This is a genomic window from Variovorax sp. TLI9-5A, assembly GCF_056867935.1.
Genome location: NZ_CP200310.1, coordinates 3,153,429 through 3,179,004 on the forward strand (window position 1 = coordinate 3,153,429; position 25,576 = coordinate 3,179,004).

The following is a 25,576-nucleotide window of genomic DNA, read 5'->3' on the forward strand; positions in this document are numbered from 1 at the left end:
TCTTGCCATCGCCAACACGGCCAGCACTGTTTCCGCTTCGCGCAAGTGCATCGCGCCGACGATGCGCAGGCACTGACGAAGGCCTTCGCGCTACAAGCCCGCCTCCGCATCCCATCACCCGCGATCGACGGGAATGGAACCGCTCACCCCACGAATCCTGGGACCGCCGCTTCGCGCGCGGTGTGACCCTGCATGACTGTGTGGTCCTGACGAACGCTTGAGTTCGCCGGGAGGGCACCGTGTTGCCCGTTTCTTCCCGATTCCCCCCGTTGTCCATCTCACTCATCACCGCGCGCGTCTTGCGCATCGCAGGCTATCCGCCGGCGCATGCGAAGGCGGCGCATGTTTCTTCTTACCAAGAGTACTCAGAGGCGATCATGAAAAGATTCAATACACCCGTGGTCAATCATCTTGCCATCACCGCAGTGACCCTTGCCGTCCTCACGGCTTGCGGCGGCGGCGGAGACAGTGGCGGCGCTTCGCTGGGCGGTGCCGGCACCGGTCTCAGCGCACCTTCGGATCAGGTTGTTTCCGCTCCCGTGTCCGATCCCACCGCGAAGGCTCCGGACGATGGCGTGCCCAACCTGGCGAACAACTCCGCTGCGGCCGTCGACCGCTCTGCCAGGCCGATGGAGCTGCCCGATACCGTCTGGCCCAGCAACTACAAGTTGTGGTTCCGACCCGATGCGGCGCTCAAGACCTTCGTGGGTCGCGGCGACGTGGAGATCGAAGTGCTCAAGCCGGTGGACGCCATCGTCGTAGCCGCGCACAACCTGAACTTCGCCAAGGGCCGCACCACGCTGCGCAAGGTGTCGAACCCCGGCGAGGCGATCCCGCTCATTCCCACGCCGCAGACGCTGGGCGACTTCGTGCAGCTGCGGCTGAACGACGGCCAGATCGCCAAGGGCAAGTACCTGCTGCACATGGAGTGGGACGGCAAGATCCAGTTCTCCGACGCCGAGTACTGCCCGCCCGCCGAGGTGGCGCGCAACCCGTTCTGCTCGGCCGCCACCGGCATCTTCAAGGTGGGGCTCTCCACGCCCGAAGGCGTGAGCAGCGATGCCATCGTGACGCAGGGCGAGACCAACTACGCGCGGCAGTGGTTCCCGGGATGGGACGAGCCGGCCTTCCGCCACACCTTCGAGATCTCGGCCGAGGTGCCGGGCGACTGGAAGACGGTGTCCAACGGCGCGCAGACCGAGGCGACCAAGCTGCCCGACGGCTACCAGCGCGTGGCCTTCGAGAAGACGCCCTCGATGCCGATGTACCTGACCTTCTTCGGCGGCGGCAAGTTCGACATCCTGGCCGACAAGTTCAAGAACCCGCTGGACGGCAGCGAGATGCCGCTGCGCTGGTTCACGCCGCCGGGCCGCTCCGACTGGGCCAAGTTCGCGATGGAGTGGACCAAGGTGTCGATGGACTACTACTACAACTACACGGGCATCCCGCTGCCTTTCAAGAAGTTCGACACCGTCGCGGCCAACGACAGCTACAACAACAAGCCCAACACCGGCTTCGGCGGCATGGAGAACTGGGGCTCGATCTTCGAGTTCGCCGACTCGGTGCTCACCAAGCCGGGCGACACGCCCACGCTGTACTCGGTGACGGTGGTCACGCACGAGGTGGCGCACCAGTGGTTCGGTGACCTGGTCACGCTCGACTGGTGGGATAACGTGTGGCTCAACGAGTCGTTCGCGCGCTGGTTCGAAAGGCGCACCACGATCAAGTTCCACCCCGAGTACTACAGCTTCTCCGACTACGTGCTCGACAAGCACAACGTGATCGTGGCCGACCTGAAGAACACGGCCGTGCCGGTGCAGCGCAACCTCAACGACGCGGGCTCGTTCGGCTTCATCAGCCCGTCGATCTTCGTCTACAACAAGGGCAGCCACGTGCTGGAGACCATCCAGAACTACATCGGCGAGGAGGCGATGCAGAAGGGCCTGCGCATCTACCTGAAGGACTACGCCTTCGGCAACGTCACGCCCTCGCGCCTGTGGAGCTCGCTGGAGAAGGCCAGCAACGGCAAGAAGGTGAGCGAGATCGGCGACAGCCTGATCCGCCAGACCGGTATTCCGCTGCTCACGGTGGACGCGCAGTGCGCGGGCAACAGCACCTACGTGAACATCACGCAGGAGGCTTTCCCCAACCAGAACCTGTATCCGGCATCGACGTGGACCATTCCCGTCACGCTGGCCTACGGCGACTCGATGGAGCAGCGCAAGACCTTCGTGATGTCGGGCAACAGCACGCAGGTGGAGCTACCCGGGTGCACCGCGGTGCTGGCCGGGCCGACCGGGCAGGACTACTACGTGAGCAACTACAGCGCCCCCTCGTGGAGCGCGCTGCTGGCCAAGGCGCAGAACTTCGCGGGCAACAAGCCGCTGCTGCTGAACATCGAGCGCGATGCGTTCCGGCTGCTGGGCGTGGGCCGCATCACTCAGGCGCAGTACGACCAGATCAAGGGCGTGCTGAACCTGCCTGCGCCACTGCTGGCGAAGACGCAGGTGAGCGAGCAGAAGACGGTGGCGGTGGCCACCGGCGCGGAGAAGGAGGAGTACCCGCATGCGCTGCGCTTCCAGGGCAGCCTGAAGCTGCGCGACAACGAGAAGCGCTGAGCATCGTCTGAACCCGGCACGTGCCGCCCGCATCAACGGCGGCGCGTGCCCCTTCGACAAGGACCATCATGAACACAGCATTGAAATGGCTGGCCATGGGTGCATCGGCATTGCTGCTGGCTGCCTGCGGCGCGAACAGCGGCAGCAGCATTGGCACCGCACCCGAGGCCGAACTGGTCGGCACCTACGCCGTGAAGCAGAACGGCGCGCTCAAGGAGCTCATCAAGATCGAACGGCAGGGCGACGGCTACGTGATGCGCGACAAGGTGCGCACGCCCGAGTGGAGCGAGCCGAAGATGACGATGAAGCCCGTGACGCGCGAGCACTGGACCCGCATCACCACCGACAAGGAGAACACCGCCTTCGTCGGCGTGGCGAGCGAACAGCTCGGCGTCTTCAAGGTGCCGGCGGGCTGGCAGAAGAACGGCTTCCAGACCTCGACCGGCTACTTCCTGTTCTATTCGCGCGGGCCGGTAGAGGCGTACAAGCTCTGAAGCAGCGAGCTCAGGCGGCGGGCGCCACGCTTGCGCCCTCGATGCGGTGGCGCTTGAGCGCATCGGCCACGAAGCCGGTGGCCTTCATCTCCTCGACGAAGGCCGCGAGCAGAGCCTGCGCTTCGGCACCACGGCTGGCGGGCGTGCCCATGGCCTGCTTGATGACCATGAAACGCCCCGGCAGCACACGTACGCCGGGCGCGCGCTTCGCCTCGCCCTCGAGCATCTGGCGGATGCCGGCCGCCACCTCGACTTCGCCGGAGCGCAGTGCCGCAAGGGCAGGCCCCGCGCCCTGGAGGCGGACGATCTCGGCCGCCTTGATCTCGCGCGTCAGGAACAGGTCGTAGGCGCTGCCCGCGCCGACGGAGATGCGATGGCCCTCGGCGTCGACCTGCGTGTTGTCGGTGAGCGCCGAGGCTTCGGGCACGAGGTAGCTGCCTTCGATCAGCACGTAGGGCGAGGTGAAGAGAAGCCCTTCGCTGCGCGCCGGGTCGATGGCGAAGAAGCCGATGTCGGCCTTCTCGTTCTTCACCGCGTCGACCGATGCGGCGGCCTTCTCGAACACCACCAGCTCGATGGCCACGCCGAGGCGCCGCGCGAACTCGCGAGCCAGGTCGACGGAGACGCCCGCCGGCTCGCCGGTGGCCGCGTCCTTGCTGGCGAGGATCGGGTTGCCGAGGTTGATCGAGGCGCGCAGCGTGCCACTGGGCGCGAAGGCGGAAACGAGGGCGGGGGAGATCGTTGTCTGCTGCTGAGTCATGGCGTCCTGGCGTCGATGGAGAGAGAGACCCGCCAGTTTACGGGCGGCCCTATGACCCGGCCGGCGTCACGATCCCGAGCGAGCCCAGCGGCCCGAGCGGCAGCCGCACCGTGACGCGCAAGCCCGGCCCCACGCCGGTGTCGCCCAGTGCGATGGCGCCGCCGTGCGCGTCGACCACCGATCGCACGACGGCCAGGCCGAGGCCGCTGCCGGTCTGAGTCTGGTCGGGGTCGCGGAAGAAGCGGTCGAACACGCGCTCGCGCAGCGCCGGCATGATGCCCGGTCCCTGGTCGGACACCGTCAGCACGGCCATGTCGTCGTCGCGCCGGATGCCCACGCTCACCACCGAGCCCACGGGGCTGTACTTGGTCGCGTTGTCGATCAGGTTGTCGATCATCGAGACCAGGCTGTCGCGGTCGCCCATGAGCTCGACGGGCTCGTCCTCCACGAGTTCGATTTCCACCTCGCGCACATGCGCCAGCGCCGAAAGCGCCGCCAGCCGCTCCTGCACCAGGTCGTCCAGCCTCAGCGCGCGCGGCGCCGAGGTATTGGCGTTGCTGCGCATGAGCCGCAGCAGCTGGCCCACCAGCCGCTCGGCGCGCGCGTTGCTGTTGAGCATGCGGGCGAAGAGTTCGTCCTGGCGCTCGGTGGGAATGTGCTCGACGAGCAGCGACTGCAGTGCCTCGACGTTGACGCGCATCGCCGCGATGGGCGTGCGCAGCTCGTGCGCCGCATCGGCGATGAAGCTCTGCTCGCGCGCGATGCTGGCGCGCAGCCGCTCCATCAGCGCGTTGAAGTTCTGCACCATCGGCTGCAGCTCATCGTGCCGCGGCTGCGTCGACACTGGCGCCAGGTCGTGCGGGCCGCGCGAAGCGATCTCGTTGGCCACCTTGCGCCACGGCCGCAGCGCGAGCCTGATCGACAGCCATGCCGGGAACAGCAGGAAAGGAATGCTGATGACCAGCGGCAGTATGTAGTAGCCCCGCGACTGGAAGGTGAGCCACACCTGCTCGGTGCCGGGCGTGACCAGCGTGACGCGCGTCTTGCCCGAGGGCGATTCGATGGTGCGCGCGCGCCAGTTGCTGCCGTTGACCTGCACCGTCTCGCCGATGTCGGGGCGGCTGTTGACGATGCCGTCGGGCGGCAGTCCGCGCGAGCGGTAGATCTCATGGCCGTTCTGCCAGACGATGACGCTCGGCGCCAGGGCGGCATCGTCGTTGTCGTCGCCGCTGCCGAAGGCGTTGCGCAGCGCGAGGTCCATGGAGCGCAGGCTCTCGTACTGGCGGGCAGGCTGGTCGGTGAGGTTGCGCGCGACGACGAGCATGCTGCGCTGCGAGGCGTCCAAGATCGACAGGTCTTCGTTGAACGCGGAGCCCAGCAGCACCGCGACGGCGAAGCTCCACAGCAGCGTCATCACCGCGACCTGCGCGAACATGAGGCGGCGCACCAGCGAGGGCCGCCGGATGCGCTGCCAGCCGCTGCGCAGCAGCCGCGCGGGCGCGCGCGCCATCGAGGCGAGCACCGCGTTCACGTGTGCTCCAGCGGCGGCGGTTGCTGCTGCTGCGCGGCGAGGTAGATCACGTAGCCGATGCCGCGCACGGTGCGGATGTAGCCGTCGCCGATCTTGCGGCGCAGGTTGGAGACGTGCACGTCGAGCACGTTGCTGCCGACGCCCTGGCCCTGGACGGTGCCCTGCGAGCCCGTCGCCATGAGTTGCTCGAGCACGCGGCGCGCGACCACGCGGTCGGCGCGCCGCACAAGCAGGCTCAACAGGCGGAACTCGCTGCGCGACAGCGAGACCGGCACGCCGTCCACCCGCACGCGCTGGGTCGGCTCGTGCAGCCAGAGGCCGCGTACCTCGAAGGTGGCGCCGTCGCCGCCGTAGCTGCGCCGCGCCAGGGCGCGCACGCGCGCGAGCAGCTCGGCCAGCACGAAAGGCTTGACCATGTAGTCGTCGGCGCCGCTGTCCAGGCCCTGAAGGCGGTCGTGCAGGCCGTCGCGCGCGCTGAGGATGAGCACCGGCAGCCGCTTGCCGTCGCGCCGCAGCCGGTCGAGCACGTCGAGGCCATCGCCGTCGGGCAGGCCCAGGTCGAGCAGCAGCAGGTCGCAGCCCTCGGTCTCGAGGATGCGCTGCGCCTCCTCGACGCGGCGCACCCACACCACCTCCATCCCCTGGGCCTGCAAGGCGACGCGAATGCCGGTGGCAAGGTCGAAATCGTCTTCGGCCAGGAGGATCTTCATGGCGGGCAATCTACCCGCCGAAGCTGAAGGATTCCCAAAGAAACAGGCGCGCGAACGTGCCCTGGGGCACGCGAGGGAGCAGGGCGCGAGGCGCCGGAATTTCAGCAGACCTTCATCTATGCGGCTCACCATGCGGGGGTGTTCGCCCCACACCACCAGAAAAGAACAGAACGGGACATCGATGAGCCTTTTCGAAGCGCGCCTCTTCGCCGGCAATTTCCGCTCGCCGGAAGCCCACTCCTTGCTGCTGGCTTCGTATGCCCGCGTGCTCGCGCGCTGGCCCGTGCCGCATGAAAGCCGCTACGTCGAGACGCGCTACGGCCGCACGCACCTGCTGGCCTGCGGGCCGGCCTATGCGCCGCCGGTGGTGCTGCTGCACGGTGGTGGCGGCAACGCCGCCACCTGGATCCACAACATCGCCCGGCTTGCGGGCTCGCTGCAGGTCTATGCGGTGGACATCATCGGCGACGCCGGCCGCAGCGAGGGGAAGCGGCCCGCGACGGAAGACGCGTACTGCAACTGGCTCGAAGACGTACTGATCGGCATCGGCCGGCCCAAGGTGGGGCTGTGCGGCGCCTCCTTCGGCGCATGGCTGGCGGCCGCCTACACGCGCCAGACCATGCGCCGCGTCGGCAAGCTCGCGCTCCTGGCGCCGCCGAACCTGGAGTCGATGCGCATCGGCACCATGCTGCGCGCGGGCCTGGCCGCGGCCTTTCCGACCGAGCGGCAGGTGCGGGCCTTCCAGGCGCTGGTGTCCTCGCCGATGGCCCCCGAGCCGCCGCCCTGGGCCATGGACGACTGGCTCGTGCGCTGGCGCTGCCAGCGCGCCCATCCGAGGCCGCCGGGCCGCATGACCGACGCCGACCTGCGCGTGCTGCCCAGGAGCACTCTGCTGATGCTCGGCGAGGACGAGGTGCTCTACGACCCGGTGCGCGCCTGTGCCCGCGTGAGGGCGCAGGCGCCGCACGTACGCGTCGAGCTGCTGCCCGACGCGGGCCACGCCATTGCCTTCGACCAGGCCGAGAAGGTTGGCGATGCGCTGGTCGAGTTCTTCCTGCGCGACGGCTGGACGCTCTGACGTCGTGCGCTCAGCGCGCCGTCAGCGGCTCCAGCCCGGTCTTGGCGATGGTGGGCGCCGCGGCGGGCGAGTTGAGATAGCGGATGAGCTGCCGCGCCGCGTCGGGCTGCTTCGAGCCGGTGGCGATGCCGGCGGAGAACACCGTCACGCGCTGCACTTCGGCCGGCAGCGGGCCGATGTAGTCGATGCCCGCGATGGGCAGCAGCTCGCTGACCTGCTGCAGGCCCAGCGCAGCGTCGCCGCGCGCGACCACCGAACCGACGCGCTCGCTCAGGATGCGCTTGCTCTTGGGCTTGACCTGGTCTTCGATGCCCAGCTTCTTGAGCAGCTCGGTTTCGTAGTAGGTGCCGCTCGCGCTGGCCGAGTAGGCAATCGACGGCGCGGCGATCAGCGTGCGCTTGAGCGCGTCGACGGTGCTGATGTCGGGCTTGGGCGCTCCCTTGCGCACCGCGAAGCCGATGGCGGAGCGCACCAGGTCGACCTGGCTGCCCGGCACCACCTTGCCCTGGGCCACCAGCGCGTCGAGCGCGGGGCGCGCGAGGATCACCACGTCGGCGGGCTCGTTGCGCGCGAGGCGGCTGGGGATGGAATCGTCGGCGTTGCCCATCGAGGCGCCGTAGGCGGTCTTGACGCTGCGGCCGCTGCTGCGCTCGAACTCGGGGCGCAGGTCGTTGTAGGCGGCGGTGAAGCCGCCCGAGGTCATGACGTGGATGTCGGCGCCGGGGGCGGGTTTGCTGCTGCTGTTGGTGCCGAGGCTGCCGCAGCCCGCGAGCGCGATGGCCGCGATCAGCGGGATGGCGGCGCGGCGGGTAACGGACAGGGCGGGGCTGAGAGGGCCGAGAAAAGGCTTCGTCACGATGTCTCCAGAGGGAAGTTGGCTGCAAGGGCCATCTTAGAAGCCGGACCTGTCATTCGGCTCTCAGCGGATTCGGGGTTACTACCGAGGCGCGGCGGACTCGTCGCCGGGCGTGTTGCCGCTGGCATCCGACGCCGGCAGTCGCCCGCGCCGGGCCAGCCCCTCGCGCAGCAGGAACTCGACCTGCGCGTTGGCGCTGCGCAGTTCCTGCGCGGCGAGGCGCTCGATCTCGGCCCACAGGGCCGGATCGATGCGCAGGGGATAGGCTTTCTTGCCGGGACTGGCCATCGGGTGGGTACGGATCGGAGAGCGCTGTCGACTCGCGCTTCAGGTGTAGAGCGTACCGGTGTTCACCACGGGCTGGGTCTCGCGGTCGGAGCACAGCACCACCAGCAGGTTCGACACCATCGAGGCCTTGCGCTCGTCGTCGAGCACGACGAGGTTGCGCTCCGACAGGCCCCTGAGGGCGGCCTCGACCATGCCGACGGCGCCCGCCACGATCTGGTGCCGCGCGCTCACGATGGCCACCGCCTGCTGGCGGCGCAGCATGACCTGCGCGATCTCGGGAGCGTAGGCCAGGTGGGTGAGCTTGGCGTCGAGCACTTCGACGCCGGCGCTGGCGAAGCGGCGGTTCAGGTCGTCCCGGAGGGCGTCGGCTACGGTGTCGAGGCCGGCGCGCAGCGTGGTTTCGTCGCTCGGCAGGTCGTCGCCGCTGTCGTAGGCGTAGAGGGTGGCGAGGTGGCGGATGGCGGCCTCGGCCTGGATGGCGACGAACTTGTTGTAGTCGTCGATCTCGAATACGGCCTGCGCCGTGTCGTAGACCCGCCAGACCACCGCCGCGCCGATTTCCACCGGGTTGCCGCGCTTGTCGTTCACCTTCAGCGGCGGGGTGTTGAGATTGCGCGCGCGCAGCGAGATCTTCTGGCCGCTTTGCAGCGGGTTGGTCCAGCGCAGGCCCTCGGAGCGGTCGGTGCCCTGGTATTCGCCGAAGAGCGTGAGGATGATGCCCTCGTTGGGCTGCAGCATGTAGAGACCGGGAACCAGCACGAGGCCGACCACGATCAGCAGGATGCTCGGGGGCAGCGGCATCAGGCGCTGCACCATCGCCCAGACGCCGATGGCGATCAGCAGCAGCGCCACCGCGGACACGCCGTAGCCGTTGATCGACCGGTAGGGGCGCTCCATGCGGACCGGTCGCGGATTGATGTTGGGGGTCTTCTCTTGCATCACAGCCTCCGTTGAAAGTGATATCACTCTAATATCTTTTTGAGGCCAGTCAAGATGTTTTCGATGTCCCGCGGATGCGCCGGATTTCCGCCGCCGGGCGCCGGCAGCAAGGTAAAGACGGCGCGCTTTACGCCTGCTTTACGGGCTCGCAACGCAGGCGACAGCCGTCGCGCCTGAAATGCGCGGTGGCCCTTCGAGGGCCGGCCACCGAAGGACTCCCGCCATGACGATGAACCGCTCCCTGCAACGCCTCGCAATCGCCGCGGCCCTTGTCGCCATGAGCGGCCATGGATTCGCGCAATTCGGCGGAGGCGGCGGGGGCATGGGTGGAGGCCGGCGCGGCGCGCGGACAGACAGCGCCCCGAGTCCGCGCAACGGAGATGGCCTTTCGACGCCTGCGACTGCTGCGGGAAAGATCCGCGACAAGCTCTACGACCTGTGCCTGCAGCTCATGGTCACCCCCGAGCAGTCGCCGCTGTGGGACCGTTTCTCCGACGCGGTGTGGGACCTCGCCGGCCGCCCCGGCATGACGGCCGCCGCGCCATCAGACGACCTGAACGCCGTGCAGTTCGCCCAGCAGCGCGCCACGCTGGCACAGGACCGCGCGCGACGCCTGCAGGCAGTGAGCGATGCGCTGGCGAAGCTCTACGACACGATGACGCCCGAGCAGCGCCACACGGCCGACCAGAATCTGCCGGGCGTCATTCCCTGACGCCGCTGACCGGTCAGTCGACCAGGTCGAAGCAGCAGCCCGCGTAGTAGGGCTTGTCCCCGCCCTCGACGAAAGGCACCTCGATGGGCTTGCCCTCGTTGCGCCACACGTCGCGCTTCCTGTAGCCCGAGCGCGCGAGGTCGGCCAGCAGCTCGTCGTGATGCTGGATGCGGTAGGGGCAAACCGCGATGCCGATGCTGTTGAGCGTGTAGATCGTGCGCTCGGGGTGCACGGCCGTGGTGTTCATCACGATGCGCCGGGGCTTCACGGCAAGCTCGGAAAGGATCGTGTCCATGCGCACCGGCAGGTACTGCAGGCTGCCCGACACGTACAGCACGTCGCAGCCGCTCGCGTCGTGGTAGTCGGTGGTGAAGCCGAGCTGCTGCGTGGCCTCGCGCTTCACGGCCATCGCGCGGCCGCTCTCGACCACGCCGGGCACGTCGCACACCGTCCAGCGCAGCGTGTCCGGATAGCTCAGCACGCGCCGGAAAGCGTAGTACTTGATGCCGACGTGCCCGCCCAGGTCGAACACGCGCGTGAGGCCCGCGTCGATGGAGCGGCCCAGCCAGAAGAGTCCGGGGTAGTCGTAGAAATAAATCTGCGGGCTGTAGAGCTCGCCCGCGTCGGCGTTGGCATAGCCCACGGCCTTGGAAGAGGGCGCGCCGGCCTCGGCCGCGGCGAAGCTCTCGAACGAACCCATGAAGAGGTTCTCGTCGGTGTTGCTGAGGAACTTGCGCCTGTACGCGCTTTCGCGAGCAGGAAGGGGCAGCAGGCTGGTGAGCATCTCGTTCTCCGTTGGCTCGCCCATTCTGGGCGCAACAGGAGCGTGAGAGGGCTATAGCCCAGTGCGGTTGGGGCAGTTACCCCATGGGGGTTACATACCGCTGGCCAGCGCCGCCGCCGCCGCCCGCGTCTCCACCCCCAGCTTCTCGAAGATGTGCTCCAGGTGCTTGTTCACCGTGCGGGGGCTGGTGCCCAGGATCTCGCCGATGTCGCGGTTCGTCTTGCCCTTGGCGAGCCACGACAAGACTTCGGTCTCGCGCGGCGTGAGGGCCGCATCGGCCAATCGGGCTGCAGGCCCCTCGCGCTGGATGGCGAAGAGCAGCATCGTTTCGCCCAGCGCCGCCGCGCCCAGGTTGCGCACCGACAGCCGCATGCCGGTGGCCGTGCCGACCGCGATGGCCGCGCCCGGCGCCAGCGCGGCTTCGAGCGAGGCGGGAAGCAGGCCCGGCGCCACCGGCTCCTCGAGCGCATGCAGCCACAGCGCAGCCTGCGGCGAGCGCCAGGCGATGCGCCCGCGCGTGTCGACGAAGACCACGCCCATGCCGGCCACGTCCACCGCGTCGCGGGCCATGCGGGTGATGCGTGCGTTGCGTGCGTGCGTGTGCAGCCGCGCCAGCACCTCCTGCGCGCGGATCGGCTTCACCACGTAGTCGACGCCGCCGCACTCGAAGCCCTCGACGACGTGCGAGGTTTCCGACAGCCCCGTCATGAACAGCACCGGGATGTGCGCGAGCGCCGGGTTGGCCTTGATGCGCCTGCAGGTCTCGAAGCCGGAGAGGCCCGGCATCAGGCCGTCGAGCAGGATCGCGTCGGGCACCACCAGTTCGAGCCGCTGCAGCGCGGCCTCGCCGTCGGCCGCCACCAGCACGGTGTAGCCGCTGGCCTCCAGCGTGTCGCACAGCATGCCGAGGCTGCTGGGGGCGTCGTCCACCACCAGCACCACGGGGCGTTCGGCCGAAGGCGATTCAGGGAGCGAGGGTGTCAGCATCTTCTGCCAGTGCGTTGCGGAGTTTGTCGAGTTCGAAGCGCGCGACCATGCCGCGCAGCCAGGTGCAGGTGGCAGCCGCGGCGGGCGAGGCTGCGGCCAGCCGGTCGAGTGCGGTGTGCAGGCCGCGCACGTGGCCCATCTGCGCGAGGCGCATGAGTTCGGCGCGGTCGTCTTCCTGGAGGTCGAGCTGCCGGGGGCGCTGCGGCGTGCCTTCGCCGTCGTCGAGGGTGTTCGGCGGCAATGCGTCGCCGGCCGCCAGCCATTCCAGGCCCAGGTGGCGCTCCAGCGTGGCGATCAGCTCCGATTCGATCACCGGCTTGCCCACGAAGGCCTGGCAGCCCGCCGCACGCAGCCGCTCGGCCTGGTTCTCGAACATGTTGGCCGAGACGATGATGATCGGAATGTCGCGGAAGCCCGAGGCGCGCACCGACGCGGCGGTCTGCCAGCCGTCCATGTCGTCCATCGTCAGGTCGAGCAGGATGGCCGAGGGCAGCTCCTCGCGCAGGCTGTCGAGGCACTCGGTGCCGCTCGCGGCCTCGCGCACTTCGAAGCCCAGCGGCGCGAGCATGCCGGCGAGCATTTGGCGCTGCACCGGCTGGTCGTCCACCACCAGCAGCGTGCGGCGCTCGCCGATGTAGCCCGAGACGGGCTGGCGCACGGCTCCCGCCTTGCCGGCCTGCGGCCCGGGGTCGGCCACCTCGCGCAGGTACACGCGCACGCTGAAAGTGCTGCCCTGCGACGAGGTCGATGCCAGCTTGAGCTCGCCGCCCATCAGCGAGGTGAGCAGGCCGGTGATGGTCAGGCCCAGCCCCGTGCCCGGCTCGCCGCGCCGGCGGCCCGCCGCGCCGCGCTCGAAGGGCAGGAAGATGCGTTGGTGGTCCTGCGGCGCGACGCCGATGCCGGTGTCGGCCACGTCGAAGCGAAGCACTTCCCGGCGCGCGTCCACGTGCAGCGTGACGGTGCCGCTGTCGGTGAAGCGCACCGCGTTCGTCAGCAGGTTGATGAGAATCTGCCGCAGCCATTTCGCGTCGGCATGCACCCACGGCGGCAGCCGGCCCGCGTGCGTATAGACGAAGGCAAGGCCCTTGTTCTCGGCCTGCGGCCGAACCATGTGCACCAGCTGGTCGAGGAATGCCGGCAGCGCCAGTGGCGCGGGCTCCAGCTGCAGCCGGCCGGCCTCGATGCGCGCCAGGTCGAGCAGGCCGTCGATCAGGCCCAGCATGTGCTCGCCGCTGCGGTGGATGGTCTGCACCGCTTCTCGCGGCGGCTTCACCGAGTCGCCCTTCAGCAGGATCTGCGAGTAGCCCAGGATGCTGTTGAGCGGCGTGCGCAGCTCGTGCGTCATGCCGGCCACGTATCGGGTCTTGGCCTGGTTGGCGGCCTCGGCGGCTTCCTTGGCGGCCTGCAGCGCGGCGTCGGTGCGGCGGTGGGCCTCGATCTCCAGCGCCAGCAGGTTGTTGTGGCGGTTCGACTCCTCCTGCGCCATCTGCCGGCTCTCGCTGCCCAGCACCACCCACCACGCGGCCACGGCGGCCACCACCGACAGCAGCGCGAACACCTTCAGGAAAGCAGTGGCCAAGACCGGATCGCTGGTGCCCGCCAGCGCCTCCTGCGCGTACACCACGCCCACCACGGTGGCCAGCAGCGCGATGAGCGATGCCGCCACCAGAAGGTAGTGCGCCACGCGGAAGTTCAGCCGCGCCGAGAGCGCCGGCGGCAGCAGCGCCTGCAGCCAGCCGCTCATCTGCTCGGCCGCGCGCGAGTCGGTCTTGCAGCGGTCGTGGCAGCGCGACTCGAGCGTGCAGCACAGCGAGCAGATCGGTGCGCTGTAGGCCGGGCAGTGGGCCATGTCCTCCGACTCGAAGCTGTTGTCGCACACCGAGCATTTCACGCTCTGGCCGGGCGCCCAGCGTTCGATGTCCGTGCGCGCCAGGTAGTAGCGTCCGCGCGTGCGCCAGGCCAGCAGCGGCGACAGCGCCATGGCGGTGGCCAGCGCGATGAAGGGCGAAAAAGCCTTCGCCCAGTGCCCCAGCGCGCCGGAGTAGGCCAGCATCGCGAGCGCGGCCGCCATCAGCATCGAGACCAGCCCCACCGGGTTGATGTCGTACAGGTGCGCGCGCTTGAACTCGATGGTCTTCGGGCTCCAGCCCAGCGGCTTGTTGATGACCAGGTCGGCCACCAGCGCGCCCACCCAGGCGATGGCGATGTTGCTGTAGAAGCCCAGCACGTGCTCCAGCGCGGCGAACACGCCCAGCGCCATCAGCAATATTGCGATGACCACGTTGAACACCAGCCACACCACGCGCCCCGGGTGACTGTGCGTGAGCCGCGCGAAGAAGTTCGACCATGCGAGCGAGCCCGCATAGGCGTTGGTGAGGTTGATCTTCATCTGCGACACCAGCACGAACAGCACCGTGATGCCCAGCACCCAGGCCGGGTCGCGCAGCACGTACGAGAAGCCCGTGAGGTACATCTGCGTGGGCTCGATCGCGTGGTTGGCCGGTATCTCGTGCTGCAGCGCCAGGAAGGCGAGAAACGCGCCGCCCATCATCTTCAGCATGCCCGGCACGATCCAGCCCGGTCCGGAGACGAGCACCGCCGTCCACCAGCGCACGCGGTTGGCGGCGGTCTTCTCGGGCAGGAAGCGCAGGTAGTCGACCTGCTCGCCGATCTGCACCACCAGCGAGAAGGCCACAGTGGCGGCAGCGCCGAACATCAGCGGGTCGAAGCCGCTGCTGTCGGAGGTGCGGCCCACCAGCCCGGTGAAGTCGGCATAGAGCTCGGGCTTGTTCACCAGCACCGCGACGAAGGGACAGACGAAGAGCACGATCCAGATCGGCTGCGTCCACAGCTGCAGCCCCGATATGAGCGTGATGCCCCGTGCCACCAGCGGAATGATGACGATGGACGACACCATGTACAGCAGCCACAGCGGCCAGTCCAGGTACATCTGCAGCGCCAGCGCGAGGATGGCCGCCTCCAGCGCGAAGAAGATGAAGGTGAAGCTCGCGTAGATCAGCGAGGTGAGCGTGGAGCCCAGGTAGCCGAAGCCGGCGCCGCGCGTGAGCAGGTCCATGTCCACGCCGTGCCGTGCCGCGTAGTACGAGATCGGCAGGCCCGTGAGGAAGGTGATGAGCCCCACTACCAGAATGGCCCACAGCGCATTCGAGAAGCCGTAGCTCAGCGCGATGGCGCCGCCGATGGCCTCCAGCGCCAGGAACGAGGTGGCGCCGAAGGCCGCGTTGGCCACGCGGAACTCCGACCACTTGCGAAAGCTGCGCGGCGTGTAGCGCAGGGCGTAGTCCTCCAGCGTCTCGTTCGCGACCCAGGCGTTGTAGTCGCGGCGGATGCGAAAGATCTTCTGTCCGGAGACGGATTGCATGGCGGGTTCTCGCGGCGGCGGTTGCATGGGGCGGGTACAGCAAGAAGCGCTCCCTGTGCCCTTGTTTCGCCGATCTCCGGCTCGCGAGTCTGCGGGCAGGGCTGGTTCCCGCCGCTACGTTGAATGACGTATTCGCGCATACGCCACTGATTTCTAAAGTTCCAGCCATGGTGCTCGGGGCACCGTCCGATGCACTGTGATGGTGCGCGGCCTTCCTTTCCCACAACCTGCCTGGAGTTTCCTGATGTCGCGTGATTCAGAAGATCTTTCCCTCGATGCCCTGGCATTGCGCCGCCGTCGCCTGCTGCAGGGCGCGGCCGCGCTGCCCGTGATGGGCCTGAGCGGCCTGAGCTTCGGCCAGGGCCAGTTCCCCACGGCCAAGGTCAACACCACCAAGCTGGCCGTGACCGACACCGAGGTGACGGTCGGCCAGCTGCATTCGTCCACCGGCACCATGGCCATCTCGGAGACCGGCTCCATCCAGGCCGAGCAGCTCGCCATCGACCAGATCAACGCCATGGGCGGCATCCTGGGCCGCAAGATCAAGGTCATCAAGGAAGACGGCGCCTCCGACTGGCCCACCTTCGCCGAGAAGTCGAAGAAGCTGCTGGTCAACGACAAGGTCGCGGCCGTGTTCGGCTGCTGGACCAGCGCTTCGCGCAAGGCGGTGCTGCCGGTGTTCGAGAAGGAGAACGGCCTCTTGTACTACCCGACCTTCTACGAAGGCCTGGAGCAGAGCAAGAACGTGATCTACACCGGCCAGGAAGCCACGCAGCAGATCATCTGGGGCCTGGACTGGGGCGCGAAGGAGAAGAAGGCCAAGACCTTCTTCCTGGTGGGCTCCGACTACATCTGGCCGCGCACCTCGATGAAGATCGCGCGCAAGCACATCGAGAACTTCCAGAAGGGCTCGGTCAAGGGCGAGGAGTACTACCCGCTGGGCCACACCAACTTCAACTCGCTGATCAACAAGATCAAGGTGGCCAAGCCCGACTGCATCTTTGCCGCAGTGGTTGGCGGCTCGAACGTGGCCTTCTACAAGCAGCTCAAGGCCGCGGGCATCACCGGCGACAAGCAGTTCCTGCTGACGCTGGCCGTGACGGAAGACGAGATGACCGGCGTGGGCGGCGAGAACTTCGCGGGCTTCTATTCGTCGATGAAGTACTTCCAGACGCTGGACAACGCGAACAACAAGAAGTTCGTGGAAGCCTTCAAGGCGAAGTACGGCAAGGACGCCGTGATCGGCGACGTGACGCAGGCGGGCTACCTCGGGCCGTGGCTGTGGAAGGCGGCGGTGGAGAAGGCCGGCAGCTTCGACGTGGACAAGGTGGTGGCGGGCTCGCCGGGCATCGAGCTGAAGACGGCGCCCGAGGGGTACGTGAAGCTGGATGCGAACCATCACCTGTGGAGCAAGGCGCGCATCGGGCAGGGGCAGCTCGATGGCACGTTCAAGGTGGTGGCGGAGTCGGCTGAGCTGATCAAGCCGGATCCGTTCCCGAAGGGCTATCAGTAAGCCAGCAAGCAGGCCGTCGGCCCTCACCCCAACCCTCTCCCGCTGGCGGGAGAGGGGACAACTCCAACATTCCGGACTTCCCGCCATGACTCTGTCGGACATGATGAACATCGGCCTCATGCAGGGCTTCGCGGGGCTGAGCCTCTTCGCGGTGCTGCTGCTGATGGGGCTGGGCCTGGCGATCATCTTCGGCCAGATGGGCGTGATCAACATGGCTCATGGCGAGTTCATGACCATCGGCGCCTACTCGATCTACCTGGCTGCACGCATCACCGAAAGCCTGGCGCCGGCGTTCATGCCGTACTACTTCCCGATCGCCATCGGGCTGGCCTTCGTCTTCGCCTTCATCACCGGCTGGATCGTGGAGTGGGCGTTGATCCGCCACCTCTACAAGCGCCCGCTGGACACGCTGCTCGCCACCTGGGGCGTGAGCCTGGGCCTGCAGCAGATCTTTCGCACCTTCATCGGCCCGAAGGAAGTGAGCCCCACGCTGCCCGAATGGCTCATGGGCTCGTGGACGCCGCATGAAGGCCTCGACATTCCGATCAACGGCCTGTTCGTGCTGGCGCTCACCGCGCTGGTCACGGGCGGCGTGCTCATCGCGCTGCACAAGAGCCGCTGGGGCCTGAGGGTGCGCGCCACCGTGGCCAACCGCACGATGGCCAACGCCACCGGCATCGACACGAAGAAGACCGACCGCCTCACCTTCGCCATCGGCTGCGGCATTGCCGGCGTGGCGGGCGCGGCGTTCACCACCATCGGCTCCACCGGGCCGACCTCGGGCTCGCTCTACATCGTCGACGCCTTCCTGGTCGTCACCTTCGGCGGCGCGGCCAGCCTCTTCGGCACGGTGGTCTCTGCCTTCGGCATTGCACAGACGCAGTCGGTCTCCGAGTTCTTCATGACCGGCTCGATGGCCAAGGTGCTGACGCTGTCGCTGATCGTCTTCATCCTGATGCTGCGGCCACAAGGGCTATTTGCAGTCAAGGTGCGCCGCTGAATCCGATTCCCTCCTGGAGAACGTTCCGATGAATTTCATCAAGGCCTCGATCCAGCGCTACCAGCTGGGCAGCCTCCTGCTGCTGGTGCTGCTGCTCGCGGTGGTGCTGCCGCTGTCGCTCGACATCTTCCGCCTCAACCTCGTGGGCAAGTACCTCACCTACGCCTTCGTGGCAGTGGGTCTCGTCATGGTGTGGGGCTACGGCGGCGTGCTGAGCCTGGGGCAGGGCGTTTTCTTCGGCATCGGCGGGTATGCGATGGCGATGTTCCTCAAGCTGGAGGCATCCGACCCGGTCTCCACCAAGATCCAGACCACGCCGGGTATTCCGGACTTCATGGACTGGAACCAGATCACCGAGCTGCCCACGCTGTGGCTGCCCTTCAAGAGCCTGCCGCTGAGCCTCGCGCTGGTGGTGCTGGCGCCGATGGCACTGGCCTGGCTCATCAGCTTCGCGATGTTCAAGCGGCGCGTGGGCGGCGTGTATTTCGCGATCATCACGCAGGCGGTGGCGCTGATCTGCACCGTGCTCATCATCGGCCAGCAGGGCTACACCGGCGGCGTGAACGGCATGACCGACCTGAAGACCCTGCTGGGCTGGGACACGCGCACCGACAGCGCCAAGTACGTCCTCTACTACGTCTGCGTGGCCCTGCTGGTGGGCAGCATCCTGCTGTGCCGCTGGATACAGACCAGCAAGCTGGGCACGCTGCTGCTGGCCATGCGCGACAAGGAAGACCGCGTGCGCTTCTCCGGCTACGACGTGTCGAATTTCAAGGTCTTCATCTTCTGCCTGGCGGCGGGTCTCTCGGGCATCGGCGGCGCGATGTTCGCGCTGCAGGTGGGCTTCATGTCGCCAAGCTTCGTGGGCATCGTGCCGTCCATCGAGATGGTGATCTTCTGCGCGGTAGGCGGGCGCATGAGCCTGGTGGGCGCCGTGTACGGCGCACTGCTGGTGAATGCGGGCAAGACGCTGTTCTCGGAGAGCTTTCCGGATCTGTGGCTGTTCCTGATGGCGGCGCTCTTCATCGGCGTGACCATGGCCTTCCCGATGGGGCTCGCGGGCGTGTGGGAAGAAAAGATCCGCCCGTGGTGGAAGTCGCGCCGGCAGGCACTGCGCGATGCGGCCGTGAAGCCTCCGGTTGCCCCGGCCGCGCCTGCAGCACCGGTCGTGACGGAACCCGAGCCCAAGCTGCCCGAAGGCATCGGCAGCCAGCGCGCCTGAACACACGCGGAGCAACCTCATGAGCAATACCGACTTCGCGCTCGCGGTCGAAGATCTCACCGTCTCCTTCGACGGTTTCAAGGCCATCGACGACCTGACGCTGTACATCGACCGCAACGAGCTGCGCGTGATCATCGGCCCCAACGGCGCGGGCAAGACCACGCTGCTCGACCTGATCTGCGGCAAGACGCGCGCAAGCGCCGGCAGCATCAAGTTCAGGAACACCGAACTCACCAGGATGGCCGAGCACAAGCGCGTGCGCCTGGGCATCGGCCGCAAGTTCCAGACGCCCTCCATCTACGAGAACCTCAGCGTGTTCCAGAACCTGGAGGTGTCGTTTCCCAAGGGGCGCTCGGTGTTCGGCGCGCTCGCCTTCAAGTGCGACGACGAAGTCAAGGCCAGGGTGCAGGCGGTCGCCGAAGAGATCGGCCTGGCCGACAGGCTCGGCACCGAGGCCGGCCTGCTGAGCCACGGCCAGAAGCAGTGGCTGGAGATCGGCATGCTGCTGATGCAGGAGCCGGAGCTGCTGATGCTCGACGAACCCATCGCCGGCATGAGCGCGCGCGAACGAGAGCTCACGGCCGACCTGCTCAAGCGCATCTGCCAGAACCGCGCGGTGATCGTCATCGAGCACGACATGGCCTTCGTGAAGCAGATCGCGCACAAGGTCACGGTGATGCACCAGGGAAAGATCCTCGCCGAGGGGCCGATGGAGAAGGTGCAGGCCGATCCGAAGGTCATCGACGTCTACCTGGGCCACTGACATGAGCAACATCAACCTGAAGGTCGAAGACCTGCACGTCGCCTACGGCCAGAGCGAGGCGCTGCATGGCATCTCGTTCGACGGCCATGCCAACGAAACCATCGCCATCATGGGCCGCAACGGCATGGGCAAGACCACGCTGTTCAAGAGCCTCATGGGCGTGCTGCCGCTGAAGAGCGGGCGCATCGAGGTGGCGGGGCAGGACGTGTCGCGCGACGAGAGCTTTCGCCGAGTGGCCAAGGGCATCGCCTACGTGCCGCAGGGCCGGATGATCTTTCCGACACTGACAGTGGAAGAGAACATCCAGACCGGGCTCGAGAACTCGAAGACCCGCCGCATTCCCGAGGAAATCTACGCGCTGTTCCCCGTGCTGTGGGACATGAAGAGCCGCAAGGGCGGCAACCTCTCGGGCGGCCAGCAACAGCAGCTCGCCATTGCGCGCGCGCTCGTCACCGACCCCAAGGTCCTGCTGCTCGACGAGCCCACCGAGGGCATCCAGCCTTCGATCATCAAGGACATCGCCAAGGCGCTCAACGAGATCCGCAAGCTGCGCGGCATCACCATCGTCGTGTCCGAGCAGGTGCTCAGCTTTGCGATGGACGTGGCTGATCGGCTCTTCGTGATCGAAGGTGGACGCCTCGTGCACGAGACCGCGCGCGACAAGACCGACGTGGATCACATCAAAGCCTATCTCTCTGTCTGATTTCCGCTCAACCACAACCCAACCAGGAGCCACTGCAAATGACGGACACGCTGATCAAGGTCGACCTGACCAAGCCGCCCACCGAGAACGAGATGATCCACAACCGCTGGCATCCGGACATCCCGATGGCCTGCTGGGTCAACCCGGGCGACGACTTCATCCTGGAGACCTTCGACTGGACCGGCGGCTTCATCAAGAACAACGACAGCGCCGACGACGTGCGCGACATCGACCTGAGCACGGTGCACTACCTCTCGGGGCCCGTGGGCGTGAAGGGCGCCGAGCCCGGCGACCTGCTGGTGGTCGACCTGCTGGACATCGGCGCGAAGCAGGACAGCCTCTGGGGCTTCAACGGCTTCTTCTCGAAGAAGAACGGCGGCGGCTTCCTCACCGACCATTTTCCTGAGGCGCAGAAATCGATCTGGGACTTCAAAGGCATGTTCACCAGCTCGCGGCACGTTCCGGGCGTGAACTTCGCGGGCCTGATCCACCCTGGCCTGATCGGCTGCCTGCCCGACAAGCCGATGCTCGACATGTGGAACGAGCGCGAGAAGGCGCTCATCGCCACCGACCCGGACCGCGTGCCCGGCCTGGCCAATCCGCCCTTCGCGGGCACCGCCCACATGGGCAAGATGACCGGCGAGGCGAGGGCGAAGGCCGCCGCCGAGGGCGCGCGCACCGTGCCGCCGCGCGAACATGGCGGCAACTGCGACATCAAGGACCTCTCGCGCGGTTCCAAGGTGTTCTTCCCGGTCTACGTTGACGGCGCCGGCCTGAGCGTGGGCGACCTGCACTTCAGCCAGGGCGACGGCGAAATCACCTTCTGCGGCGCCATCGAGATGGCCGGCTGGGTGCACATGAAGGTCACGCTCATCAAGGGCGGCATGGCCAAGTACGGCATCAAGAACCCGATCTTCAAGCCCAGCCCCATCACGCCGCAGTACAACGACTACCTGATCTTCGAAGGCATCTCGGTCGACGAGAGCGGCAAGCAGCACTACCTCGACGTGAACGTGGCCTACCGCCAGGCCTGCCTGAACGCCATCGAGTACCTGAAGAAGTTCGGCTATTCGGGCGCGCAGGCCTATTCGATCCTCGGCACCGCGCCCGTGCAGGGCCACATCAGCGGCGTGGTCGACGTGCCCAATTCGTGCGCGACGCTGTGGCTGCCCACGGGCATCTTCGATTTCGACATCAACCCGAACGCATCGGGCCCGGTGAAGTTCATCGACGGCAGCATCGACATGCCGCTGTCGCACGACCTGCGTTGAAGAAAGGCCCGCCCATGCCCACCTACGACTACGCCTGCGGGCATTGCGGCGGCTTCGAGGCGCTGCGGCCCTCGGGCCTGCGCGACGAGCCGGCCGCGTGCCCCGACTGCGGAAGCGCATCGCCGCGCGTGCTGTCGGCGGCGCCCCGGCTCGCGCTGATGGCCTCGGGCACGCGCCGCGCGATGGAAACCAACGAGCGCGCGCGGCATGAGCCGGCCAGTTCGCGCGACTATGCGCGGCTCAGGCATCCGGCGGGTTGCGGCTGCTGTGGTTCAGGCAAGCGTGGGGCGACGGTGACTGCGCCGAGCGGCGCGAAGTCGGCGCCATCGCGGCGGCCCTGGATGATCAGCCACTGAAAACGGGGCGCGGCCCGTATCGAAGGGCTTCTTTTCAAGGGCCGCATTGTTTCAATCCCGTGAACGCCGCGGTTCATTTTGCGTGCGTTTTTCGGGGGCATTCAGGATCAAACTTCTCCTCACCAACCAACCGTTTGCCCTGAAGGAGATTGAAATGAATGCCTCGAAGATCCTCGCCGCTGCTGCTCTCTCGCTCCTGGCTGCTGCCGGAGCACAAGCAGAAACCTACGACGGCGTGCACGTCGTGAACTCTTCGGTGACCCGCGCCGAAGTCGCACCGCAAGCCGCTGCCGCCGCACGCGCCGGCAACGAATACAGCGATGCGTCGAGCGCCGGTGCCCAGACCTTCACGTCGACCGCCAACCGCGCGACCGTGCAGGCCGAAGCTGTTGCCAAGGCGCACGACCCGCTCGCCAGCCTCGACCGCCGCGCGTTCTACCGCGACGAAGTGCCGGCCGCCTACAAGAAGCCCAGCGTGTCGTTCACGCGCCAAGCCGGCCTCTAAGCCGAACCGGCAAGCATGAAGAACGGGCCTTCGGGCCCTTTCTTCGTACCCTTTCTTCGTGCCCGCTTCGTGTTGTCCGCGTCATCGGCTGATGACGCCCGACGCTAGAGGGTCTCGTTTTCCTTGAGCACGCCTGCGTTGCGCAGGGCTGAGTCCAGCCATTTGGCCGCCGTGTTGCCGTTCTTGATGGCCTCGATGCGCGCGGCCTCGTCCTCGACCTTCTTCGCTGCTGCCTGAAGAAGCGTCTGCACTTTCTCCCGTTCGACAACGACCACGCCATCCGCATCGCCGATGACGAGGTCACCGGGGCGTACCGCCACGCCGCCCACCGACACCGGATGCCCGATGCGCCCCGAGGCCAGCTTGGTCGGCCCGTTGGGATTGGTGCCGACCGAGAACACCGGGAAACCCATTTCGTCGATTTCCACGCTGTCGCGCACCGCGCCGTCGATCACCACGCCCGCGATGCCGACCTGCCTGCAGGCGTTCATCATGATCGTGCCCATGAGGGCCGCGCTCTGGTCGCCCTTGCCGTCGATCACGAGCACGTCGCCGGGCCTTGCCAGCGCGATGGCGGCGTGGATCATCAGGTTGTCGCCGGGCCGCACTTCCACCGTGAGCGCGCTGCCCGCCAGTTTCATCCGGTGGCGCAGGGCCTGGATGCGGCCGTGCAGGGCGCCCCGGCGACCGGCCACGTCGGCGAGGATGGCGGGCTGGAAGGCCGAGGCCTGGCGAATCAGGTCGGAGGAGACGCGCTCGAAGTCGCGGACGATGTCTGGAAGCTGGTTCATTCGCTGGTTCCCGTTCATTCGGCCTTGACGTCGGCGTCCTTCACCACGCGGCCCCACTTGCGCTTGTCGGCCGCCAGGAAGGCGCGGAACTGCTCCGGCGTGCTTCCCACGGGCTCCAGCCCGTCGGCGATGAGCCGCTTGGCGATCTCGGGCATCGCGAGCACCTTGGCGACTTCGCGCTGGATGCGCTCGACCACGGCCGGCGGCGTGTTCTTCGCGGCGCAGATGCCGGCCCAGGTCACGGGGTCGAAGTCGGGAACGCCGGCTTCCGCCACGGTCGGGATGTCCGGAAAGGCCGGCAGCCGGCGCGGGCTGGCCACCGCCAGCGCGCGCAGCTTGCCCGAGCGGGCGTACTGCATCGAGCTCACGGGCTGGTCGAAGATCATCGAGACCTGGCCCGCGATGAGGTCCGTCATCGCCTGGCCGGTGCCCTTGTAGGCCACGTGGACGATGTCTATGCCCGCGCGGCTCTTGAGCATTTCGCCGGCAAGGTGCCCGCCCGTTGCCGTACCGGAGGATGCGAAGTTGATCTCGCCCGGTTTCTGCTTGGCGTAAGTGATGAGTTCCTTCACGCTCTTCACCGGCAGGTTCGAATTGACCAGCAGCATGTAGGGCGCGTTGACCACCTGCGTGACCGGCACGATGTCCTTCTCGGAGTCGAAGGGTATGCTCTTGAGCACATGCGGCTGGATCGACAGCGTGCCCGTGGTGCACATCAGCAGCGTGTGCCCGTCGGCAGGCGCCGCAAGCATCGCCGACGCGGCGATGTTGCCGCCGGCGCCGGGCCGGTTGTCGATCAGCACCTGCTGCCCGAGCCCTTCGGCCAGCTTCGGCCCGATCAGGCGCGCCACCATGTCGTTGGAGCCGCCGGGCGAGAAGCCCACGAGGATCTTGATCGGCTTCGAGGGGAAGGTGTCGGCGGCCCATGCGTGGGTGGCGCCAAGCCAGGCGGTGCCGATGGCAAGCGCCGGCAGCAGCTTGAGAAGGGTGCGGAGTTTCATTGCGGTTCCTGGTTGATGGCTTGACCCGAGAGTTCGTCGCGCGCCCGTGCGATGCGCCGGCAGCCTTCCTGCAGCTGTTCGGTGCTGGCGGCGAAGGAGATGCGGAAATGCGTGGGCACCCCGTAGGCGCTGCCTTGCAGGGCGGCAAGGTCCTGCGAATCGAGCAGGTGCATCACCCAGTCGTCGCTGCTGTCGATCACCGTGCCCTTGCCGGTGCGAAGGCCGAAGAGAGCGCTGCACGAGGCGAAGACGTAGAACGCGCCGTCGGGCACCTCGCAGCGGATGCCGTCGATGGCGTTGAGCGCTGCGACCACCATGTCGCGCCGCTTCTCGTACTCGCGCCGGTTGCTGGCGATGGTGTCCTGCGGCCCCGTGAGCGCCGCGACGGCTGCCGCCTGCGCGATCGAGTTCGGGCCGGAAGTGCTTTGCGACTGCAGCTTGACCATCGCCTTGATGAGCGCCGAGGGGCCTGCGCCGTAGCCGATGCGCCAGCCCGTCATCGCATAGGCCTTGGACACGCCGTTCACCGTCAGCGTGCGCTCCTTGAGGTCGGGCGCCGCCTCGGTCATGGTGGCGAATTCGAGGTCGCCGTAGATCAGGTGCTCGTAGATGTCGTCCGTCAGTATCCAGACATGGGGGTGGCGCCGCAGCACCTGCGCCAGCGCCTGGAGCTCGGCGCGCGTGTAGGTCGCGCCGCTGGGGTTGTTCGGCGAGTTGAGCATCAGCCAGCGCGTCCTGGGGGTGATGGCTCGCTCGAGGTCGGCGGGCTGGAGCTTGAAGCCCGCGGCCGCCGGGCAATCGACGAAGACCGGAACGCCGCCGGCCAGCAGGGCGATGTCGGGGTAGGACACCCAGTAGGGCGCCGGCACGATAACCTCGTCGCCCGCCGCGACCGTGCACATGAGCGCGTTGAAGATCACCTGCTTGGCGCCGGTGCCGACGATGATCTCGCCCGGCGTGTAGGCCAGCCCGTTCTCGGTCAGGAACTTGCCCGCGATGGCTTCCTTCAGCGCCGGCGTGCCGCCCACGTCGGTGTAGCGCGTCTGGCCGTCCGACATGGCGCGGATGGCGGCTTCCTTGACGTGGCCGGGCGTCTCGAAGTCGGGCTCGCCCGCGGTGAGGCCGAGGATGTCCCGGCCCATCGCGCGCAGCTCGCGCGCCCGCTGGCCGGCCATTGAACTGGGAGAGGGCTTGATTCGATTCAGGCGTGGTGCGATGTGAAGCATGCACGCAGTATCAAAGTGCTCCCGCCGCGGGACAAACGAGAAATCGGACCGTCGCGGTATTCCTTTTTTTCCTGGCGGGCCACGGG

24 protein-coding genes are annotated in these 25,576 nt (G+C 67.4%); 12 read left to right on the plus strand and 12 right to left on the minus strand.

The annotated features are described in order from the left end of the window. Window positions 1-377: 377 nt before the first annotated feature. The gene (locus AC1VNX_RS14940; protein WP_483157394.1) at window positions 378-2,618 is read left to right on the plus strand and encodes a M1 family metallopeptidase; all 2,241 of its coding nucleotides are present in this window, start codon (window positions 378-380) and stop codon (window positions 2,616-2,618) included. A 68-nt stretch (window positions 2,619-2,686) separates the two neighbouring features. Next, window positions 2,687-3,112, plus strand: coding sequence for a hypothetical protein (locus AC1VNX_RS14945; protein WP_483157395.1), 426 nt, complete (start codon window positions 2,687-2,689; stop codon window positions 3,110-3,112). A 10-nt stretch (window positions 3,113-3,122) separates the two neighbouring features. Here AC1VNX_RS14945 and AC1VNX_RS14950 read toward each other — a convergent pair whose 3' ends face one another. From AC1VNX_RS14950 to AC1VNX_RS14960, 3 genes are read right to left on the minus strand one after another with little or no spacing between them, the layout of a single operon-like run. After that, window positions 3,123-3,872: a transporter substrate-binding domain-containing protein gene (locus AC1VNX_RS14950; protein WP_483157396.1), complete on the minus strand. Its 750-nt coding sequence runs from the start codon at window positions 3,870-3,872 to the stop codon at window positions 3,123-3,125. A 49-nt stretch (window positions 3,873-3,921) separates the two neighbouring features. Beyond that, window positions 3,922-5,403, minus strand: coding sequence for a sensor histidine kinase (locus tag AC1VNX_RS14955; RefSeq protein WP_483157397.1), 1,482 nt, complete (start codon window positions 5,401-5,403; stop codon window positions 3,922-3,924). After that, a complete protein-coding gene (locus AC1VNX_RS14960; protein ID WP_483157398.1) occupies window positions 5,400-6,113 on the minus strand; it encodes a response regulator in 714 nt (237 codons plus the stop codon). The genes AC1VNX_RS14955 and AC1VNX_RS14960 overlap by 4 nt, the downstream gene beginning before the upstream one ends. Before the next feature lie 181 nt (window positions 6,114-6,294). Here AC1VNX_RS14960 and AC1VNX_RS14965 point away from each other — a divergent pair, with 181 nt between their 5' ends. Further along, the gene (locus AC1VNX_RS14965; protein WP_483157399.1) at window positions 6,295-7,191 is read left to right on the plus strand and encodes an alpha/beta fold hydrolase; all 897 of its coding nucleotides are present in this window, start codon (window positions 6,295-6,297) and stop codon (window positions 7,189-7,191) included. A gap of 10 nt (window positions 7,192-7,201) precedes the next feature. Here the strand turns inward: AC1VNX_RS14965 and AC1VNX_RS14970 are convergent, their stop codons facing one another. The 3 genes from AC1VNX_RS14970 to AC1VNX_RS14980 form a co-directional block, all read right to left on the minus strand. Then, on the minus strand, window positions 7,202-8,047 hold the full coding sequence (locus AC1VNX_RS14970) for a substrate-binding domain-containing protein (protein WP_483157400.1): 846 nt from the start codon (window positions 8,045-8,047) through the stop codon (window positions 7,202-7,204). A gap of 81 nt (window positions 8,048-8,128) precedes the next feature. Next, window positions 8,129-8,335 carry a type II toxin-antitoxin system antitoxin gene (locus AC1VNX_RS14975; protein ID WP_483157401.1) on the minus strand — a complete coding sequence of 69 codons (207 nt, stop codon included), beginning with the start codon at window positions 8,333-8,335 and terminating at the stop codon, window positions 8,129-8,131. Window positions 8,336-8,374: 39 nt separating this feature from the next. Further along, window positions 8,375-9,274, minus strand: a complete 900-nt coding sequence (locus AC1VNX_RS14980) for an SPFH domain-containing protein (protein ID WP_483157402.1) — start codon at window positions 9,272-9,274, stop codon at window positions 8,375-8,377. 223 nt (window positions 9,275-9,497) lie between these two features. Here AC1VNX_RS14980 and AC1VNX_RS14985 point away from each other — a divergent pair, with 223 nt between their 5' ends. Then, entirely contained in the window at window positions 9,498-9,986 is a 489-nt protein-coding gene (locus AC1VNX_RS14985; protein WP_483157403.1) for a Spy/CpxP family protein refolding chaperone, read from the plus strand. A gap of 13 nt (window positions 9,987-9,999) precedes the next feature. On the opposite strand, the gene AC1VNX_RS14990 is transcribed toward AC1VNX_RS14985, so the two are convergent. The 3 genes from AC1VNX_RS14990 to AC1VNX_RS15000 all read right to left on the minus strand — a co-directional run bounded on the left by AC1VNX_RS14990 (window position 10,000) and on the right by AC1VNX_RS15000 (window position 15,139). Next, window positions 10,000-10,770, minus strand: coding sequence for a TIGR04325 family methyltransferase (locus AC1VNX_RS14990; RefSeq protein WP_483157404.1), 771 nt, complete (start codon window positions 10,768-10,770; stop codon window positions 10,000-10,002). A gap of 90 nt (window positions 10,771-10,860) precedes the next feature. After that, window positions 10,861-11,757 (minus strand): response regulator, encoded by an 897-nt coding sequence (locus AC1VNX_RS14995; RefSeq protein WP_483157405.1) that lies wholly within the window; start codon window positions 11,755-11,757, stop codon window positions 10,861-10,863. Then, window positions 11,735-15,139: a hybrid sensor histidine kinase/response regulator gene (locus tag AC1VNX_RS15000; protein ID WP_483157406.1), complete on the minus strand. Its 3,405-nt coding sequence runs from the start codon at window positions 15,137-15,139 to the stop codon at window positions 11,735-11,737. Before AC1VNX_RS15000 ends, AC1VNX_RS14995 begins: the two co-directional genes overlap by 23 nt. 244 nt (window positions 15,140-15,383) lie before the next feature. Here AC1VNX_RS15000 and urtA point away from each other — a divergent pair, with 244 nt between their 5' ends. The 8 genes from urtA to AC1VNX_RS15040 all read left to right on the plus strand — a co-directional run bounded on the left by urtA (window position 15,384) and on the right by AC1VNX_RS15040 (window position 22,472). Continuing rightward, entirely contained in the window at window positions 15,384-16,652 is a 1,269-nt protein-coding gene (gene urtA, locus AC1VNX_RS15005; protein ID WP_483157407.1) for an urea ABC transporter substrate-binding protein, read from the plus strand. A gap of 85 nt (window positions 16,653-16,737) precedes the next feature. After that, window positions 16,738-17,652: an urea ABC transporter permease subunit UrtB gene (gene urtB / locus AC1VNX_RS15010; RefSeq protein WP_483157408.1), complete on the plus strand. Its 915-nt coding sequence runs from the start codon at window positions 16,738-16,740 to the stop codon at window positions 17,650-17,652. 28 nt (window positions 17,653-17,680) lie between these two features. Then, window positions 17,681-18,874, plus strand: coding sequence for an urea ABC transporter permease subunit UrtC (gene urtC, locus AC1VNX_RS15015; RefSeq protein ID WP_483157409.1), 1,194 nt, complete (start codon window positions 17,681-17,683; stop codon window positions 18,872-18,874). A 19-nt stretch (window positions 18,875-18,893) separates the two neighbouring features. Next, entirely contained in the window at window positions 18,894-19,637 is a 744-nt protein-coding gene (gene urtD / locus AC1VNX_RS15020) for an urea ABC transporter ATP-binding protein UrtD (protein WP_483157410.1), read from the plus strand. A gap of 1 nt (window position 19,638) precedes the next feature. Continuing rightward, window positions 19,639-20,340: an urea ABC transporter ATP-binding subunit UrtE gene (gene urtE / locus AC1VNX_RS15025; RefSeq protein ID WP_483157411.1), complete on the plus strand. Its 702-nt coding sequence runs from the start codon at window positions 19,639-19,641 to the stop codon at window positions 20,338-20,340. 38 nt (window positions 20,341-20,378) lie between these two features. Beyond that, window positions 20,379-21,611, plus strand: coding sequence for a formamidase (gene fmdA / locus AC1VNX_RS15030; protein WP_483157412.1), 1,233 nt, complete (start codon window positions 20,379-20,381; stop codon window positions 21,609-21,611). 14 nt (window positions 21,612-21,625) lie between these two features. Beyond that, window positions 21,626-21,967, plus strand: coding sequence for a zinc ribbon domain-containing protein (locus AC1VNX_RS15035; protein ID WP_483157413.1), 342 nt, complete (start codon window positions 21,626-21,628; stop codon window positions 21,965-21,967). Window positions 21,968-22,121: 154 nt separating this feature from the next. After that, the gene (locus tag AC1VNX_RS15040) at window positions 22,122-22,472 is read left to right on the plus strand and encodes an alpha/beta hydrolase (RefSeq protein ID WP_483157414.1); all 351 of its coding nucleotides are present in this window, start codon (window positions 22,122-22,124) and stop codon (window positions 22,470-22,472) included. 104 nt (window positions 22,473-22,576) lie between these two features. Here the strand turns inward: AC1VNX_RS15040 and AC1VNX_RS15045 are convergent, their stop codons facing one another. From AC1VNX_RS15045 to AC1VNX_RS15055, 3 genes are read right to left on the minus strand one after another with little or no spacing between them, the layout of a single operon-like run. Further along, window positions 22,577-23,263: an RraA family protein gene (locus tag AC1VNX_RS15045; RefSeq protein ID WP_483157415.1), complete on the minus strand. Its 687-nt coding sequence runs from the start codon at window positions 23,261-23,263 to the stop codon at window positions 22,577-22,579. A 14-nt stretch (window positions 23,264-23,277) separates the two neighbouring features. After that, window positions 23,278-24,264, minus strand: a complete 987-nt coding sequence (locus AC1VNX_RS15050) for a Bug family tripartite tricarboxylate transporter substrate binding protein (RefSeq protein WP_483157416.1) — start codon at window positions 24,262-24,264, stop codon at window positions 23,278-23,280. Further along, window positions 24,261-25,490: a pyridoxal phosphate-dependent aminotransferase gene (locus tag AC1VNX_RS15055; protein WP_483157417.1), complete on the minus strand. Its 1,230-nt coding sequence runs from the start codon at window positions 25,488-25,490 to the stop codon at window positions 24,261-24,263. Before AC1VNX_RS15055 ends, AC1VNX_RS15050 begins: the two co-directional genes overlap by 4 nt. Window positions 25,491-25,576: the final 86 nt, after the last annotated feature.